Origin of the sequence: Labrys sedimenti (assembly GCF_034424805.1) — a bacterium.
Classification (GTDB): Bacteria; Pseudomonadota; Alphaproteobacteria; order Rhizobiales; family Labraceae; genus Labrys; species Labrys sedimenti.
Genome location: NZ_JAXOUF010000008.1, coordinates 140537 through 157394 on the forward strand (window position 1 = coordinate 140537; position 16858 = coordinate 157394).

Below are 16858 nucleotides of genomic sequence, written 5' to 3' on the forward strand. Positions count from 1 at the left end.
TAGGTCGGCAGGGCCGCCTTAGAGATAGAGGTGATGCACCGTGTCGTTGGCGAGCAGGTCCTTGCTGGAACCCGTCACCGCGATCTGGCCACGCACCAGGAGATAGCCGCGATCGGCGATCGAGAGCGCGGTCTCGGCATTCTGCTCGATCAGCAGCACGGTCTTGCCCTCGTCACGGATGCGCCCGACGATGTCGAAATATTCGTCGATCAGCTTGGGGGAGAGGCCGAGCGAGGGCTCGTCCATCACCACCAGTTGCGGATTGCCGATCAAGGCGCGGGCGAGCGCCACCATGGCCTGCTCGCCGCCCGACATCGTCCCCGCGCCCTGCGCCAGCCTCTCGCGAATGCGCGGAAACAAGCTGGCCATCGCCTCCAGCCTGTCCTCGAACGGCACCCGGCATTTGGAGGCGTCGAAGGCGAGCTTGAGATTCTCCCGCACGTTCAGGGTCGGAAAGAGCCGGCGCCCTTCGGGGACGAAGCCGACGCCGAGGGCGGACAGGCGCTCGGTTCCCACCGCCGCCACATCCTTGCCCGCAATGCCGATCGAACCCGCATCGAGCCTGATGAGGCCACAAATGGCGTTGAAGGTCGTGCTCTTGCCGGCGCCGTTCGGCCCGAGCAGGCAGACGAGCTCGCCCTTGTTCACCTGGAGCGAAACGTTGCGCAGCATGGGCACCGGCCCATAGCTGGTCGAGACGGATTTGAGTTCAAGCATGGCCGGCCTTGTGTCCGAGATAAGCCTGCTGGACGCGCGGCAGCTGCCGCACCTCCTGGAAATCGCCGTCGGCGATCTTCCGGCCGTAATCGATGACGGCAACCCTGTCGGGCAAAGCCCTGACCAGGCGCATGTCGTGCTCGATGATCAGGAAGGATAGGCCGGCGCGCCGGGCCATGACAGAGCGGATGCTCGCCATCAGGGCGTCGGTGTCGCGGTCGTCCATGCCCGAGGACGGCTCGTCGAGAAGGATCACCTTCGGGTCGGAGGCGAGCGCCCGGGCAATCTCCAGACGGCGACGGTCGGCCTGGGGCAGCGTTCCCGCCAGCGTATGGCGCCGCTCATAGAGGTCGGGCGAGATGGAGCGGATCAGTTCACCCGCCCGCTCCGCCGCTTCGTCGAGCTCGGCCCGTGCCTTGCCTGGGCGCAACAGGGCGGTGAGCACCCCGGTGCGGGTCCGGCAATGCATGCCGATTACCACATTGTCGACCAGCGTCAGATCGTTGAACAGCCGGCTCGACTGGAAGGTGCGGGTGATACCGGCGGCCGCGATGCGATGGGCGGGGTTGCCGGTGATATCCCGCCCTTCCAGCGCCACCGTGCCCTTGGAAGGACGATAGATGCCGGTGATGACGTTGAACAAAGTTGATTTCCCCGCCCCGTTCGGCCCGATGATGCACAGGATCTCCGAGCTGTTGAGGCGGAGGTCGACGCCGTCGACCGCCGTCAGTCCGCCGAAGCGGATGGTGAGGTCGCGGGTCTCCAAAAGCGCCTGGCTCATGACCGCCTCCCTCATGGCTGGCCCCCATAATTGCGCGCGCGCTGCGGGAAGAGGCCCTGGGGCCGCAGGATCAGGAAGGCGATCACGATGATACTGACGAAGAGCAGGCGGTAATCGGAGAATACCCTGAGCTTTTCCGGCAGCAGCGTGAGCAGGAAGGCGCCGATGATCACGCCGAGCGTATTGTCCATGCCGCCCACGATCACCATGGTCATGATGGTGACCGACACCACGAAGGTGAAGTTGTCGGGCGAGATGTAGCTGACATAGAAGGCATAGACGGTGCCGGCGAACGCGGCCAGGAAGGCGTCGACGCCGAAAGCCAGGATCTTGTACCAGACCACGTTGATGCCCTGGCAGCGCGCCGCCAGCGGATCGGCCCTCAGCGCGTTCCAGGCCAGGCCCACCCGGCTGTGGTGGAGGCGTCCCGCCGAGAGGATGGCCAGGCCCACCAACGCCGCCGAGAGATAGTAGAAATTGGCTTGGCTCGGCAGCTTGTAGCCGAAGACATAGAGCGGCTTGATGAAGGAATGCCCGAAGAAGGTCGGCGCGGGGATCCCGACCAGGCCGTTGGGACCGCCGGTCCAGGACAGGTTGTTGAGCAATTGCTGGACGACGATGCCGAAGGCGATGGTCACCAGGGCCAGATAGCTCTCCTTGGTGCGCATGGAGGGAAAGCCGAGTGCAAAGCCGAACAGGGTCGCCACCACCGCCGAGATCGGCAGGGTCAGCCAGAAGGAAATGCCGAAATTGATCGCCAGCAGGGCCGAGGTGTAGGCGCCGATGCCATAGGAGGCACCCGTCGCGAAATTGGGAATATTGGCGCTGCCGAGCTGGAAGTTGAGGGCGAGCGCCAGTACCGAATAGAGCTGGGCCACGATGAGCAGATGCAGCGCATAGCTGCTGCCCTGCATGAAGAAGGGAAATGCCAGGACGATGGCGATGCCGAGGAGAGTGGCGACGCCCCGATACTGCCGGAAGGCTGCGATGATCTGTTCTTCGATCTGCGGCCTGAGCTGCAGGGCAGCGAAGCCGGCCCCGAGCAGGGCCAGCAGGGCGACGATGATCCAGGTCTGTTCGGCCAGGAGCAGGGCTCCGAGCAGGACGGCTCCGACGAGCTCGATGCCGAGCACGGTGGCGAGGGCACCGAGCGATGCGCCGGCACGCGCCTGCGACAGATTATGCGTGGTGGCGGCCATCGCTCACACCTTCTCGAAGACAGGCTTGCCGAGCAGGCCCGAGGGTTTGAAGACCAGCACGCAGATCACCAGCACGAAGATGCAGACCAGGCGATAGGAGGCGCCATCCGCCAGCAAAGCCTGCGCCAGCATCTCGATGCCGGCGATCAGGAGGCTGCCGATGATCGCGCCCTGCATCGAGCCGAGCCCCCCGATCACGGCGGCCGAAAAGCCGATCAGCCCGAGCTGGATGCCGAAATCGAAGCGCACTACCCCCGCATGGCTGGCATAGAACAGGCCGCCGATGGCGCCGACCGCCGAGGCGAGCAGGAAGGTGGCGGCGAACATGCGGCTGGGATTGATCGCCATCAGCCGCGCCGTGTTGCGGTCCTCGGCGACGGCCCGGATGCGTATGCCAAGCGGCGTATGCCGCATCAGGGCAAACAGGGCCGCCACCATCGCGATGCACAGGACGATCACCGTGAGGCTGAAAGCCGGCACGGTCAGGCCGAACAGCGAGATCTCGCCCGTCACCAGGGCCGGGAAGGGCTTGGGATTGCTGCCCTGTGGATAGAAGCTGCGGATCAATTCGCGCACCACGGTGCCCAGCGCCACCGTGGCGACCAGGGCCATCATCGCCGGGGCGTTGCGGAAGCGGCGGATCACCAGCCAGTCGAGCAGCACGCCGAGCAGGCCGACAAAGGCGATCGCGATCAGGCAGGCGATCAGGGCGGCCGGCACGGTATCGAAGCCGAGCATGCCGCCGGTCAGGATCTGGATCATCGCCAGGGCGACGAAGGGCGCCGTGATCGAGACGTCGCCATGCGAGAAATGGATGACATTGAGCACGCCGAACAGCAGGCTGAACCCCAAGGCCACCAAGGCATAGATGCTGGCCAGCACCAGCCAATTGAGCAGATATTGCGCGAGCAGCGCATCCATAGAATTCCCCTCCCGCCTCGTTTGCCGAGTGTCCGGTCTTCTTTTCTACGCATAGGCGGGGCAGCGATAAAAGCCGGCGCTGCTTAGGCATTTCTGAGGCAGTGCTTCAAAAATTGCGACTTCTCGCTTTTGCAAAAACTTCGCACCCTTGCTCTCGTCTTCGGACAAGCCGACCGGCCACGGGCTCCCAAACAAGAAGACAAGTCCAGCCATCCTGCCGTGGTCCGGCGCACCATCGAGCAAGGGAATAGACATGACCATCTTCAACGCACGCCGGCGCCGCCTCCTCGGCAGTGTGCTGCTGGCGACCGCCATGGCCTCGCTGCCGACACTGGCCTTGGCCAAGGACACCATCAAGCTCGGCTTCCTCGGCCCGCTCAGCGGCGGCAACGCGCCCCAGGGCCTGGGCGCCCGCAACGGCTTCCTGCTCGCCATCAAGCAGGCCAATGAGGGCAATTATCCCTATACGATCGAGGGCGTGGCGCTCGATGACGCCTCCGACCCGCAGACCGGCGTCTCCGCGGCCATGAAGCTGGCTAATGATTCAGCCGTGGTGGCGGCGACGGGCCATTGGAACAGCCCGGTGGCGCTCGCCACCATTCCCGTCTTCCATCGCTTCGAGATGCCGATGATCGTCTGGGGCGCCATCGGCCCGAAGATCACCGAGCAGAACCTGCCCGAGATCACCCGCGTTACCCCGACCCTGGTGGCCGAGAACCAGCCTCTGGCCGGCTGGGCCTTCAAGACACTGGGTGCCAAGAAGATCGCCATCGTCGCCGATACCTCCGACTATGGCGTCTCCAACGCCGACTTCTTCAAGAAGTTCTTCGGCGAGGCCGGCGGGCAGACCTCCTCCACTGACCTGCTTCCCGTGGGCACCACTGATTTTCGCACCATCCTCACCCGCATCAAGGGCGAGGCGCCCGACGCGATCTATTTCGGCGGCGTCATCACCGAGGCCGGCATCCTGCGCAAGCAGATGGCCGAGCTCGGCCTAACCATGCCGATGATCGGCATTTCCGGTTTCTACGATCCGGAATTCATCTCGGTCGCGGGCAAGGCCGCCGAAGGCACCATGGTCAGCTATCCGGCTTCCCAGTCCAACCCGGCCTTGACCAAGATGGAGGCCGACTACAAGGCCCAGAACTATGCCGAGGCGCCCAGCCCCTACACCAAATATGCCTATGAGGCGACGCAAATCCTGCTCAAGGTGATCGCCGACAACGGCATCGAGGACAAGGCCAAGCTCGCCCAGGCCATCCGCTCGATCAAGCATGACGGCGTGCTCGGCACCACCTCGTTCGACGATCACGGCCAGACGCAGATCCCGGTCGAGATCGAGATCAAGGTCGTCAAGGACGGCGCCTGGACCACCAAGACGAACTGACCGGCTACCGCTACCGGTGTCGGCCGCAACGCCGGCACCACCAACCTGCCGCATCACGGGGCAAGCCCTGCCTGCCCTGATCGATGGTCTGCGCCTTCAACCGGGCGCCCAAGATCTAGCACACAAGCAAAGCGGGCCTCACCCGCCGCACACCTCGCGACATGCCTTCATGTCGCTGAAAACTTCGAAGGAAAGACGATGCTCAGAACGGGGCAGCAATACAGGGATTCGATCCGGGACGGCCGGCGCATCTGGATCAATGGCGAGCGCGTCAAGGACGTCACCCTCCATCCCCAATTCAAGCCGCTGGTCGACATCCGCGCGCGCATCTACGACCTCGCGCATGAGGACGCCACCCGCGACATCCTCAGCTATGAGGAAAACGGCGAGCGCTACTCCGTCGGCCTCAAGCTGCCCCACAATCAGAGCGACTGGCACGCCAAGCGCCTGGCCACCGACACCATCCTGGAGGATGTCGGCGGCGTCGTCACCCGTGTGGGCGACGAGACGGCCGGCGAGATGTGGTCGCTCTATGACGGCCAGGACATCCTCAACGAGGTCGACCCGCGCTTCTCCGTCAACATCCGCAACCACATCCAGCGCGTCGTCGACCGCGATCCCTTCCACGTTTCGGCCAACACCGATCCCAAGGGCGACCGTTCCAAGCGGCCGCAGGACCAGGATCCCGACATGCTCCTGCATGTCGTCAAGGAGACCGATGCCGGCATCGTGGTGCGCGGGGCCAAATACGAGACCGCCGCGGCCTATGCCAATCAGGCCTTCACCAAGCCGACCATCGCCAATTGGGGCAATTCGGAACTGTCCGACTATGCCGTCGGCTTCGTGTGCGACTTCTCCTCGCCGAACCTGCGCTTCATCGCCCGCACCGGCTTCGCCGGCCGCGCCCCGGCCGAGGACTACCCGCTCGCCAACCGCTTCGACGAGGTCGACTGCCTGGTCATCTATGACAATGTGCTGATCCCCTGGGAGAATGTGCTGTTCTACCAGCACACCAAGGCGGCTGCCTTCATCCGCGCCACGCTGCATCGCTATTCGGCCTTCGCCTTCGTGCAGCGCAACCTCAAGCTCGCCGACATGCTGATCGGCGCGGCGCTATGGAACGTGCGCCAGACCGGCCTGGAAAACCAGCAGGCGGTCCAGGAAAAGCTGGCGACGCTCGCCTGCTACCGTGAGGGCATCAATGCGCATCTGACCGCCTCGATCACCAATGCCGAGAAGAGCCCGGGCGGGCTGTTGATGCCCAACCAATCCCTCCTGATGACGGGGCGCGTGCATGCCTGCTCGCAGCTTCATCACATGATGCATATCGCCCGCGAGCTCTGCGGCGGCCAGATCTGCGTCACGCCCGATGCCGCCAGCTTCGCCGACGAGGAAGCCGGCGTCTGGCTGAAGAAGTACTACACGCTCAACGAGAACTGGGACAGCAACGACCGGCGCAAGCTGCTCGCCTTCGCCCGCGACCTGCTCAACTCCGACTATGCCGGCCACCGGCTGACCTTCCAGCTCTTCGCCCAGTCGCCGCCCTTCGCCCATCTCGGCGCCGTCTACCGCAATTTCGACTGGAACGACGCCCTGCGCTTCACCAAGAAATCCGCCGGCCTGTCGGACCGCATCCTCACCGCCCCGCGCTAATTCGGCCCCCGGAGTACTCAATCATGATCCACAAGCGTCTTCGCCCCTTCAACACCAAGGACACCTATCCCGAGCAGAAGCTCAACACCGATCTCAGCCAGGGCGTGGTCGCCCGCGGCACCATGGTGTTCCTGCGCGGCCAGGTCTCCCAGGACCTCGACACCCGCGAGAGCCTGCATGTCGGCGATGCCCGGGCCCAGGCCCGCAAATCCATGGAGAACATCAAGATGCTGCTGGAGGAAGCCGGCAGCGAAATGGCCCATATCTGCCGCATCGTGGTGTATCTGACCGATATCCGCTACCGAGAGGCGGTCTATCTGGAGATGGGCGAGTGGTTCAAGGGCGTCCATCCCTGCTCCACCGGCCTGGTGGTGCCTGCCCTGGCCCGGCCCGAATGGGTGGTCGAGATCGAGGTGACGGCTGTCATCCCCGACGCGGCCTGAGGGAGAGCCCGATGACCTTCTCGATCTCGGCGCGCTGCGCCCGGACCGGCATGTTCGGCATCGCCGTATCCTCGTCCTCGCCCTGCGTCGCCGCCCGCTGCGCGCATGCGCGGGCCGGTGTCGGCGTTGTCGCCACGCAGAACATCACCGATCCCCGGCTCGGACCGAAGGGCCTCGATTTGATGGCCGGAGGGCTGTCGGCACCAGAAGCCCTGGAACGGCTCAAGGCCGAGGCCCCGCATCTGGAGTTCCGGCAGCTCGCTCTGGTCGACAGCCAGGGCCGCACCGCCTCCTTCTCGGGCAGCCGGACGCTCGGCACCCACCGGGTGGTCGAGGGCGCCGGCGTGGTCGCGGCCGGCAACCTCCTGTCGTCGCCGGAGGTCCCGGTCGCCATGGTCGCGGCCTTCGAGGCGGCGGCGGAGCAATCGCTTGGCGATCGCCTGATCGGCGCCATGCGCGCCGCGGTGAAGGCCGGTGGCGAGGAAGGCCCCGTCCATTCCATCGGCATGCTGCTGGTGCGGGACGTCGCCTGGCCGGTCGCGGACCTCAGGGTCGACTGGAGCGAAGGCGACCCGATCGAGGACCTCGACCAGCTCTGGCAGCGCTGGAAGGGCGAGATGGAAGCCTATGTCTCGCGAGCCCTCGACCCGAGCAAGGCGCCGAGCTATGGCGTACCGGGCGATCTCTGAGCAGGTATGACAATCGGGGCCCGGTCCAAAGGATCGGGCTCCTTCATGTGGCGATGACAGCATGGCAACCGAACCGACGACCCTGGACATTCTCGAGCGCCTGATCGGTTTTGCGACCATCAGCCGGCAATCGAACCGCGAACTGATCGACTATGTCACCAGTCTGCTCGATGGTGCCGGCATCGCCTGGGATCTCGTCGAAAGTCCGGACGGCACAAGGGCCAATCTGTTCGCGACCATCGGACCTGCCGCGGATGGCGGCGTCGTGCTCTCCGGCCATACCGATGTCGTTCCAGTCGAGGGCCAAGCCTGGAGCACGGATCCGTTCGCCCTTAGCGAACGGGATGGCCGCTATTACGGCCGCGGCACCGCCGACATGAAGGGTTTCGTGGCGTCGGCCCTGGCAACGGCCTTGCAAGCGGCAAGGCAGGAGCTGAAGACGCCGCTTCATCTTGCCTTTTCCTATGACGAGGAAATCGGCTGTGTCGGCGTGCGCAGCTTGATCGAGCGGCTGGCGACCGGCAGAATCCGCCCTGCCTTGTGTATCGTCGGCGAGCCGACCGGCATGCGGATCGCCACCGGACACAAGGGCAAGGTGGCGTTGCGGGCCTGCTGCACAGGCCGTGCCGGCCATTCCGCGCTGGCGCCGCTCGCACTCAACGCCCTGCATCTGGGGGCGGATTTCCTCGGCAGGCTGCGCGAGCGCCAGCGCCTCCTCGCCGAGACCGGCAGGCGCGACGACCAATACGAAATTCCCTATACCACCCTCCATGCCGGGCGGATGAGCGGCGGCCAGGCCCTCAACATCGTGCCCGAATGCTGCGAGATCGAATTCGAGATCCGCAACGTCGCCGGCGATGATCCGCAGACTATCATCGCCGGTCTGAAGGGCGACGCCGAAGCGATCGTCGCGCCCCTGCGCCCCGCCTTTCCGGAAGCGGCCATCGCGATCGACGAGGTCAATGCCTATCCGGGCCTGGAGACTCCCGCCGATTCACCGGTGGTGGCTCTGCTGCGCCGGATCACGCAGAGCCGGGAGCCGACCTTCAAGGTGGCGTTCGGCACGGAGGGGGGCCTGTTCCAGGACAGGCTCGGCCTGGCGACGGCGGTGTGCGGCCCCGGCTTCATGGCGCAGGGCCACAAGCCCGACGAATATATCGACGCCGGCCAGCTCGGGCGCTGCGACGCCATGCTCGCCACGCTGGTCGATCGCCTTGCCGTCGGACTCTGATGGCGGGGCGGCCTCTCCCCTGCCCTTTCCTGCCGAGCGGCCAGTTGCCGCTTTGACGTACCGCATCGAACAGGGAATTTTGTCCGACAGTAATATTTGCCATCCAGGGCCGCAGTGTTGAACCCACCATCCGTGCCGGCCGCGTGAGGAGCCCCCCATGCGTTTCACCTTGCGACAATTGAGCTATTTCGTCGCCGCCGGCGAGACCGGCAGCGTCACCCGGGCAGCCGAGCTCGTGAATATCTCCCAGCCCTCGGTCTCGGCGGCGATCTCGCATCTGGAAACCGAGCTGGGCGTGCAGATCTTCGTGCGCCAGCACGCCCAGGGCCTGTCGCTGACCACGCCCGGCAAGCGCCTGCTCCGAGCCGCCAAGGAATCCTTGCGCGCCGCCTATGAACTCTATGACGTGGCCAATGCCGCCGGCTCCATCGTGTCGGGTCCGATCAATGTCGGCTCATTCAGGACCTTCTCTTCCCTGATCATGCCGGAGCTCTGGCGCGGCTTCGTCTCCAAATATCCCGATGCCCAGATGGTGGTGACCGAGGGCAGCGAGGCCGAACTGCTGGAAGGCCTGCGCTCGGCCCGGATCGACATCGCCCTGACCTATCAGCTCAATCTGACGCCGGACATGAGCTTCCAGCCTCTGGTGGAGATGCCGTCCTATGTGCTGCTGGCTGCGGACCATCGGTTCGCCGGCCGATCGAGCGTCCGCCTGGAGGAGTTGGCGGACGAGCCCTTCATCCTGCTCGACCTGCCGCTCAGCCGCCAATATTTCCTGTCCATGTTCGAGCAGCGCAGCATCACGCCCCGGATCGTCGCCGAAACGGCCAGCCCGTCGACCCTGCGTTCCTATGTCGGCGCCGGCCTCGGCTTTTCCATGCTGACGGTAAGACCAGTGAACATGATGGCGGAAAATGGCCGCCCCCTCGCCTATGTCGAACTCGAGGGCAATACCGCCACGATGGTGATGGGGTTGGCCTGTTTGAAGGACATGCGGCGCCCTCGCATCGTCGATGCCTTCGAGGCTCATTGCCGGGAGGTCATCACGGCCGATCATATTCCAGGCATGCGCGGAACCGAGTCAGGTCCCTCTCGTGTTATAGCCGATGAGGTGTAATCGATCCTGATTCTCCACCCGGATGCCTGTCCGGCCGCAGCACCATGCGTGCCGAATGCCATCTTGTGCATGGGAGGCGGTATGAACGAGCCAAGACTTGCGAATGAGCCGAGACTCATCCTCTACGAACTCGCCGGATCCGACCCGCAGCTTCGCTTCAGCCCGCACTGCTGGAAGATCCGGATGGCCCTGGCCCATAAAGGGCTTCAGGCCGATCGCAGGCCATGGCGTTTCACCGACAAGGAAGCCATCGCCTTCTCGGGCCAGGGGCTGGTGCCCGTTCTCATCGATGGCGCCAATGTCGTTTCCGATTCCTGGCGCATCGCGCTTCACCTCGAAGAGCGCTTTGCCGACCGCCCTTCCCTCTTCGGTGCGCCGCAAGCGGCAGCGGTGACGCGTTTCGTCAACAGTTGGGCCGATACGGCCCTGCTGCCTGCCATCGCCCGCCTGATCCTGCTCGATATCTACACTATCCTTGACGACAAGGACCGGGACTATTTCCGCGCGACCCGCGAGCAGCGCTATGGCAAGACGCTGGAGCAGGTCGTCCAGGACCAGCAGGTTCATCTCGACAGGCTGCGTCACACGCTCACGCCTCTGCGCCATTTGCTGGGCGGGCAGGCCTTCCTCGGAGGCTTGCATCCCAATTATGCCGATTACTGCGTTTTCGGCATGTTCATGTGGGCCCGCTGCACTAGTGGTGCCACCCTCCTGGCGGCTGACGACACGATCCATGCCTGGCGCGAGCGCCTGCTCGATCTCTTCGATGGTTTTGCACGCCAAGCTCCCCACCACAAGGCCGTTTCGGAGTTGCCAGATGCCTGACCTGCCTGTTCCGGCAGACTACGAGTTCCTGACCACCGACAAGCTGCGCTATGGCGATACGGACCGGCAGGGCCATGTGAACAATGCAGTGTTTGCGACCTTCCTGGAGACGGGCCGGGTTGAACTCCTCCATGATCTCGCCGCCCCCATTGCGGATGCCGGCAGCTCTTTCGTGCTTGCGCGCGTGGTCATCGATTTTCGCGCCGAGGTGCTTTGGCCTGGGACAGTGGAAATCGGTACGAGGATCAACGGCTTCGGCCGCAGTTCGATCACGCTCGATCAGGCCGTGTTTCAGAACGGGTCCTGTGTTGCCCAGGGGCAGAGCGTCGTGGTGCTCGTCGACAACAGCACGCGCCGCTCCCGTGCCCTTTCCGAAGGAGCCGTCAAGCGCCTGCAGGAACTGAGCGTCCACCGACCTCAACTGGCGTAGCGAACCGCCGACGCCTTGCTGTATTCACTCATATGATCGCCCAGGCCCGATAGCGCCCTCGCCCGGTGATCTCCCTCACCCCCAGTTGCGTAACGAGATCCTGCGCGGCCCGCGGCGTGATATCGAGCCGCTTGGCGATGAGCTGAGCCGAGGCAAGTGGGGTCGTCAGCATCAGTTCGATCAAGGCCGGCAATTTCGAGGTGGAGCGGCGCCCGGCAAGGTGGCGCTCGAGCTGGTGCCGAGCCAGGATCCAGCGGTCGTGGTCCTTCAATCCTTGTTCCGCCGCCGCTGCGATGGCCTGGATGAAAGCCAGGAGCCGCGGACCGGGACCATGGGCAAATCGCGTCTCGCGAGGCAAAGCCCGCAAGCCCACGCATAGACAAGGCAGATGAAAGCGCGCCTTGTCGCGTGCCCGGAGGATGCTCGCTCCCAGCACGCGTCCGAGCCAGGCGGCATATTGCAGGGGCTCGATGGCTTCCCAGGCGAGGATCGCTGCCGCTGCGGCGAGCACCGGCGGCAGCCCCTCCAGCCGCTTGATGTGTTCGCGCCATTCCTCGAGGCGAGCCTCCTCATCCCAGTCGGCGTCGTAGATGTCCGGCTTGCGATTGGGCATCGAGGCAATCTCCCCGGCAAGCACGGCCGATGAGCGCGAGACGACCGTGTCGATTGCAGCCAGCTCGGCCGCCCAGGCCTGATCCTCCGATTCATCAGGCCGGACCGATGCGTTGTCTTTTTCCTGTGGCTTGAAGTCATTCGTTTCCCGAGGCGTGAGGAATAATCCCTGCCCGGCCGGTTCCTTGCCGATCAGCGCCGCCAGCCCTTCCGGCGAGAGAGCCCAGTCGCCTGGAGCCGAAGCGATACGCCGCCGAGCTCGCAGGACGGTGTGAGCTCGGGTAAGCTCATGGGTCGGTGTGCGCGCGTCCATGGCCGCATCGTGCAGCACAAGGTCTTCGAGATGCACCAATTCGCCATCGAGCCACAGGCTGCCGGCGGCATCGTAGAAATGGGTGCGCGAGATCCAGCCCTGTCGGATCGGACTGGTGCGCAGCCTTTCGTCGAGCCGCGCAAGTCCATCCTCCGCAATAGCAAGAGGGACTGCGATTTCGCTCCAGGGCAGCCTTCCGAGCTCCAATCCAGCTATTTTCAAAGGCCTGATAACCCTAATGAAAAATCTAATAACGGAACCTAACATAGATTTAGCTTCCGCCACATCGAGAAGAGCTTTTTTCGGCGCTCGTCGTTGGCAAATGCGTTTTCAATTCCTGCCTTGCCGATATTTAACGCCGCCCGACCTTGAAGCGGAGCCTGGCTCTCTCCATATCCCCGTTGTCGGGAGCACGTCCCCATTCTTCCCCGGTGGGTTGATGGGTTCCCGGTGTTTCCTCCCAAGAGAAACTTCTTGGATGCCTATCCAAGCAGCGGCCGGTTTTCCGGCCGTTTTTTTTGCAAAGGACATCATTCGTTTCATCCTGGCCATGACGATCGTCAGGTTCTTAAGGGTTGTGGTTCGCGGGCATGGATTTGCGCCATCAGAATGGGACCAAGCGACAATTGTCCTGCCTCGGCCTTGCGGGTGAGGCTGCGCAGGTAACCGCCAGCTGAATTGATATTGGCGGCTCTCTGGACGATGCAGGCGATGACCACGGCAGCCTGTGTTTCACCCATCACGGTTTGTGCTTCCTCCCAGGCGCTTGGACTGATCCGCAGGATGGAGCGGGCCAGGCTGGTGGCCCCGAGGAAATCACGCCAATTGCCGATGCCGTTGCGGGTGTAGTCGAGAATATCGGGGCAGGCGCGCAGGACCATGCCGAGGGTGCAGCTGCTGTCGAGCGAGGCTGTGCGGTTTGCCGGTGCTGGCTTTGTTGCCTGGGCAATGGGTGTTGCCGGTTCAGAATCAATAAAGGATTCTGGATCTGATTTCTGTATGTGGCGCTCATTGCTGGACTCAATGGTGCTCACTTTTGCAGTTTTGATCTGTATTTCCAATCGGTTGAGGATGTCGTCGGCCAATGCCGAAAGCTGGTTCGCCAAGGTTTCGAGCTGTTCGAGCGTGGCGCGTCGTGGCATGCTTTCGATAAGGTCGCGATAGAGGGCGTGCAGGTCGAGCCAGATCTGGCCCTCTGCCTTCTCTGGGCTCTCATGCATCAGTTCCTGTTGTGCGGCGGCGATCATCTTGGAGATGTCGCGCCGGCAGATGGTGATGCGCTCGCGGGCGAGCTTGAGCGATCGGGCGGCATCCTCGACCTCGGCGGCAAGCTGCATGAACTCGTCGGCACGGGCAAGCAGGGGGGCGAGGTCAAAACCATAGGCGAGCTCAATGCTGCCGCCACGATTGCGACGGGCGTAGCGTTTGCCGTTGGGGCTGTCGCGCCGGATGATCAGGCCGGCTTCGACGAGGACGGCGAGATGGCGCCGAAGTGTCGAGGCGGGCATGCCATGCGCGCGACGGCAGAGCTGTTCATTGGACGGAAACACGATGATGGCTTTGCCCGAGAGCGTGTTTTCGGGATGGAAAGTCAGCAATGCGTTAAGAACGGCCAATGCGCGCTCGGAAATGCCGAGACGCATGCGTGCCGTGCACAGGGCCTGATAAATCTCCCATTTCGGAAGTGCACGTGTGTTTGGATGTGTCTTAGCGATCGCCTGACTTGCAATCTGGGCAAGTGTCAGCGTTCGCCGCCCAAAGGGCGACGTTGCATGATGAATCTGCACTCTCTTTCACCTTATCCAGGCAAAAGAAATCCGCTCGTCGAAGTACGACGCCTGAAACGCTTGACAGTGATTCGCGGAAATGAGATTCTCTGTTTGCTTACGACAGAAAAGGCTTCCGCGCGGCGACGCTCGGGGGCTTTTTTCTTTTGCGGGGTTAATCTCCTGTTTGGTTGCGTTGTTTTGCCTCCCTGAAGGCTTCGTAAAGCGCCTCCAGGTTGGACGAGAGGTAATTACCGAACTCGCCCGCATCCTTCGATTTGAGCGATAGGCTGAAGGATTTTCCGGTGTTTCGGTAGCTGGCCGCCACGCGTTTGTCCTCCGCAGCCCAGTTGCCGGCCGATTCTGGTGCCGATGCCGTTCGGACCGGCTTGCGTGAGCGCTGGAGATGCGTCAGCAGTCGGTTAAAGCGGGCAGGCGTATCGAGATGGCGAAAATCTTCCGTGGCGAGAAGCTCCTCTGCCTGGCTGGCTGTGCCAGGCCGTAGAAGGAGTTTTTTGAGTTCTTCCCAGCGGTCGCGGCCGATAGCCTTGGCAGCACCGATCGCCTCGATGATCGAAGGGGGCACGATCTCGACCACAGACAGCATGCGTGAAAGCAGCGTATCATCGACCGTGAGGGCTGATTTGATCGTATCCTTGCTCTGCCCCATCGCGAGCAGCTTGGCGGCAAATAGCGACTTCTCGATGAAGGACAAATCAGCCCTGCGGGTGTTTTCCTGGCCCTGCGCGATGATATGGGCGATTTCCTCGACATTCTTGACCACGGCACGCACCCGGATGCCGAGCTCCCGTGCTGCGCGCGCGCGCCGATGACCAAAGACGATCATATAGCGCCCATCGCTGTCCGGATGGGGGCGGACGAGAATGGGCTGAAGCTGCCCATCCTTCTCGATCCCTTCGCGGAACAGGGCAAATTCCTCCTCGTCGTCTTCGATACGGTCGGAGACGAAGGAAGCGTCGAGGAGGCCTGGATCGAGCGCGACAATGGTCTCACCGTCGGTGAGACGCTTGGCACTCTCGGCCAGTTCCTCGATCGACAGCATCATGGAGCGCGACGCGCCGCGCGAAGCATAGTCTGAGCGCGTTTCATGCACCGTCCGATCCGCAGCGGGGCCGGTAATGCTCGCTAGAAGATTCTTGCGTGCCAAAGCGCCCTCCCCTGCTCTCGTCCAACATATTGAAAGAATGCGTTTTTTTGCCGGTCTGCACGGCTGTCAAAAATCGGTCTCATCGCCGGCCCCATGCCTTGTGGACCAGAGTGGTGATCTCCTCGTTCACGGCATTGAGAGCCTCGATCGCGCGGTCATAGGTCGATCGGATGAATTGGGAGCGGTCGACTTCATAGAGGGTCTGGTTGGTGATGCCGGCATCCGAAATCGCGGTGGATTTCAGCATCGGACTTTTCAGCATCTGATGCGGGAACAGTGCCTGCATGAAGCCGACCATTTGGGTCTGAGGTCCGTCTATCGGTTCGAAACGGGTGACCAGATATCGGAACCACTGCAGGCGCACTTCCGCCCCTGCCTTGCTGATCGAGCGCAGGACGCCGCCGAGCATCAGCAGGAACTGGCTCATCGACATGACGTCGAGCATCTGGGGGTGGATGGTGATCAGCACCGAAGTCGATGCCGTCAGTGCCGTCAGGGTGAGATAGCCGAGCTGGGGCGGGCAGTCGATCACCACGACATCATAACGATCCTCGACTTCCTTCAGCGCGTTGGTGATGCGTGTGAAGAACAGCCGCCCGTCCGGCGAGGCGCGGTTGGAGGCGGCCAGTGGCGTGTCGTACTCGTATTCCTGCAGCTCCAGATTGGCCGGTACGATGTCGAGGCCGGGAAAATTGGTCGGCCGGATCACCTGTGTGATCGGCTTCCTCTGATCGTCATAGCGCAGGGCCTCGTAGAGCGAGAGGTTCTTGTCGAGCTCGGGCTGAATGCCGTGCAATGCCGAAAGCGAAGCCTGCGGGTCGAGATCGATGGCCAGCACACGGTGCCCGGTCAAAGCGAGGTGCTGGGCAAGATGGGCAGCGGTGGTGGTCTTGCCGCTACCGCCCTTGAAGTTCACCACGGAGAGGATCTGAAGCTTTTCGCCGGCCCGGCGATGCGGGACATACTTCTTGAAGTCCGCCCGGCCATGCCGGTCGAGATATTGCCGCAGCTCGAGCATCTGCTCGGCCGTATAGCTGCGCCGGCCCGAGCTGGAAGTGGTCGGAATCGGGCCCTTGCCTTCCAGATGCAGTTTCTTGACGTTGGATTGGGTAACGCCAAGGAAATAGGCGACCTCCGCCAGCGAGAAGGAGCGCAGGCTCTTCAGCGCATTCGGTGGATAGTGCTCGACCCGGAGCATGTTAAGCTTGTCCGAGATCAATTCCCCCTGCTGGAGGATGGTCTCGTGAAAGCTGAATGCCTCCAGATCCTGGTTTGAGATCGACATGTTCATCGACTACGATTCTCGGAATAACGCTTTTTCGCATGAAACAACATTTCAAGCGGGAATTATGCCCGATTCTCGCGGAGCGGCAATGAATTTTAGGTTAATGAAAGGTTAACGCCGAAATAGTGTCTCGAATCACTTCCGGCACGGCCTGTTTCAATTCTATCTTTTTGTATTATCGTTGGTTTTTTGCGGTTTGCACGGCTGTCAAAACGCCGCTTGAGGCTGGTAGGAAAAATAAAAGATTTAGGCCGCTGCCTATTGACGGGAATCGAAGTCTGATTCCCGCCGATTCTATCCTCTCCAAAGAAAATATCTCGA

General features: G+C 62.9%; 17 protein-coding genes. 8 read left to right on the plus strand and 9 right to left on the minus strand.

All coding sequences use genetic code 11. From position 1 onward, the window contains the following. Positions 1-18 precede the first annotated feature (18 nt). Genes U1R88_RS22170 through U1R88_RS22190 form a run of 5 tightly spaced genes read right to left on the minus strand, consistent with a single transcriptional unit; the run spans position 19 to position 3873 of the window. Positions 19-717 (minus strand): ABC transporter ATP-binding protein, encoded by a 699-nt coding sequence (locus tag U1R88_RS22170; protein WP_322433202.1) that lies wholly within the window; start codon positions 715-717, stop codon positions 19-21. Beyond that, entirely contained in the window at positions 710-1498 is a 789-nt protein-coding gene (locus tag U1R88_RS22175; RefSeq protein WP_322433203.1) for an ABC transporter ATP-binding protein, read from the minus strand. The genes U1R88_RS22170 and U1R88_RS22175 overlap by 8 nt, the downstream gene beginning before the upstream one ends. Before the next feature lie 11 nt (positions 1499-1509). Then, positions 1510-2697, minus strand: a complete 1188-nt coding sequence (locus U1R88_RS22180; protein ID WP_322433205.1) for a branched-chain amino acid ABC transporter permease — start codon at positions 2695-2697, stop codon at positions 1510-1512. 3 nt (positions 2698-2700) lie between these two features. Then, a complete protein-coding gene (locus U1R88_RS22185; RefSeq protein WP_322433206.1) occupies positions 2701-3618 on the minus strand; it encodes a branched-chain amino acid ABC transporter permease in 918 nt (305 codons plus the stop codon). 45 nt (positions 3619-3663) lie between these two features. After that, on the minus strand, positions 3664-3873 hold the full coding sequence (locus U1R88_RS22190) for a hypothetical protein (protein WP_322433207.1): 210 nt from the start codon (positions 3871-3873) through the stop codon (positions 3664-3666). On the opposite strand from U1R88_RS22190, the gene U1R88_RS22195 reads away from it, so the two are divergent. From U1R88_RS22195 to U1R88_RS22230, 8 genes are all read left to right on the plus strand, one after another. Next, a complete protein-coding gene (locus U1R88_RS22195) occupies positions 3872-5005 on the plus strand; it encodes a branched-chain amino acid ABC transporter substrate-binding protein (protein ID WP_322433208.1) in 1134 nt (377 codons plus the stop codon). The two genes, U1R88_RS22190 and U1R88_RS22195, sit on opposite strands and share 2 nt — an antisense overlap. Before the next feature lie 198 nt (positions 5006-5203). Further along, positions 5204-6658 (plus strand): 4-hydroxyphenylacetate 3-hydroxylase family protein, encoded by a 1455-nt coding sequence (locus tag U1R88_RS22200; RefSeq protein ID WP_322433209.1) that lies wholly within the window; start codon positions 5204-5206, stop codon positions 6656-6658. Positions 6659-6681: 23 nt separating this feature from the next. Beyond that, entirely contained in the window at positions 6682-7101 is a 420-nt protein-coding gene (locus U1R88_RS22205; protein ID WP_082979771.1) for a RidA family protein, read from the plus strand. 11 nt (positions 7102-7112) lie between these two features. Further along, positions 7113-7790: a DUF1028 domain-containing protein gene (locus U1R88_RS22210; RefSeq protein WP_322433210.1), complete on the plus strand. Its 678-nt coding sequence runs from the start codon at positions 7113-7115 to the stop codon at positions 7788-7790. A gap of 61 nt (positions 7791-7851) precedes the next feature. Then, positions 7852-9021, plus strand: a complete 1170-nt coding sequence (gene argE / locus U1R88_RS22215; protein WP_322433211.1) for an acetylornithine deacetylase — start codon at positions 7852-7854, stop codon at positions 9019-9021. A gap of 157 nt (positions 9022-9178) precedes the next feature. After that, the gene (locus tag U1R88_RS22220; RefSeq protein ID WP_322433212.1) at positions 9179-10138 is read left to right on the plus strand and encodes a LysR family transcriptional regulator; all 960 of its coding nucleotides are present in this window, start codon (positions 9179-9181) and stop codon (positions 10136-10138) included. 81 nt (positions 10139-10219) lie between these two features. Further along, on the plus strand, positions 10220-10963 hold the full coding sequence (locus U1R88_RS22225; protein WP_322433213.1) for a glutathione S-transferase family protein: 744 nt from the start codon (positions 10220-10222) through the stop codon (positions 10961-10963). Next, positions 10956-11393 carry an acyl-CoA thioesterase gene (locus U1R88_RS22230; RefSeq protein WP_322433214.1) on the plus strand — a complete coding sequence of 146 codons (438 nt, stop codon included), beginning with the start codon at positions 10956-10958 and terminating at the stop codon, positions 11391-11393. The genes U1R88_RS22225 and U1R88_RS22230 overlap by 8 nt, the downstream gene beginning before the upstream one ends. A 28-nt stretch (positions 11394-11421) precedes the next feature. On the opposite strand, the gene U1R88_RS22235 is transcribed toward U1R88_RS22230, so the two are convergent. The 4 genes from U1R88_RS22235 to repA form a co-directional block, all read right to left on the minus strand. Then, positions 11422-12525, minus strand: coding sequence for an RHE_PE00001 family protein (locus U1R88_RS22235; RefSeq protein WP_322433215.1), 1104 nt, complete (start codon positions 12523-12525; stop codon positions 11422-11424). 353 nt (positions 12526-12878) lie between these two features. After that, positions 12879-14105, minus strand: coding sequence for a plasmid replication protein RepC (gene repC, locus U1R88_RS22240; RefSeq protein WP_322433216.1), 1227 nt, complete (start codon positions 14103-14105; stop codon positions 12879-12881). 154 nt (positions 14106-14259) lie between these two features. Further along, positions 14260-15252, minus strand: coding sequence for a plasmid partitioning protein RepB (gene repB, locus U1R88_RS22245; RefSeq protein WP_322433217.1), 993 nt, complete (start codon positions 15250-15252; stop codon positions 14260-14262). 79 nt (positions 15253-15331) lie between these two features. Continuing rightward, entirely contained in the window at positions 15332-16543 is a 1212-nt protein-coding gene (gene repA, locus U1R88_RS22250; protein WP_068289206.1) for a plasmid partitioning protein RepA, read from the minus strand. Between the last annotated feature and the right edge of the window lie 315 nt (positions 16544-16858).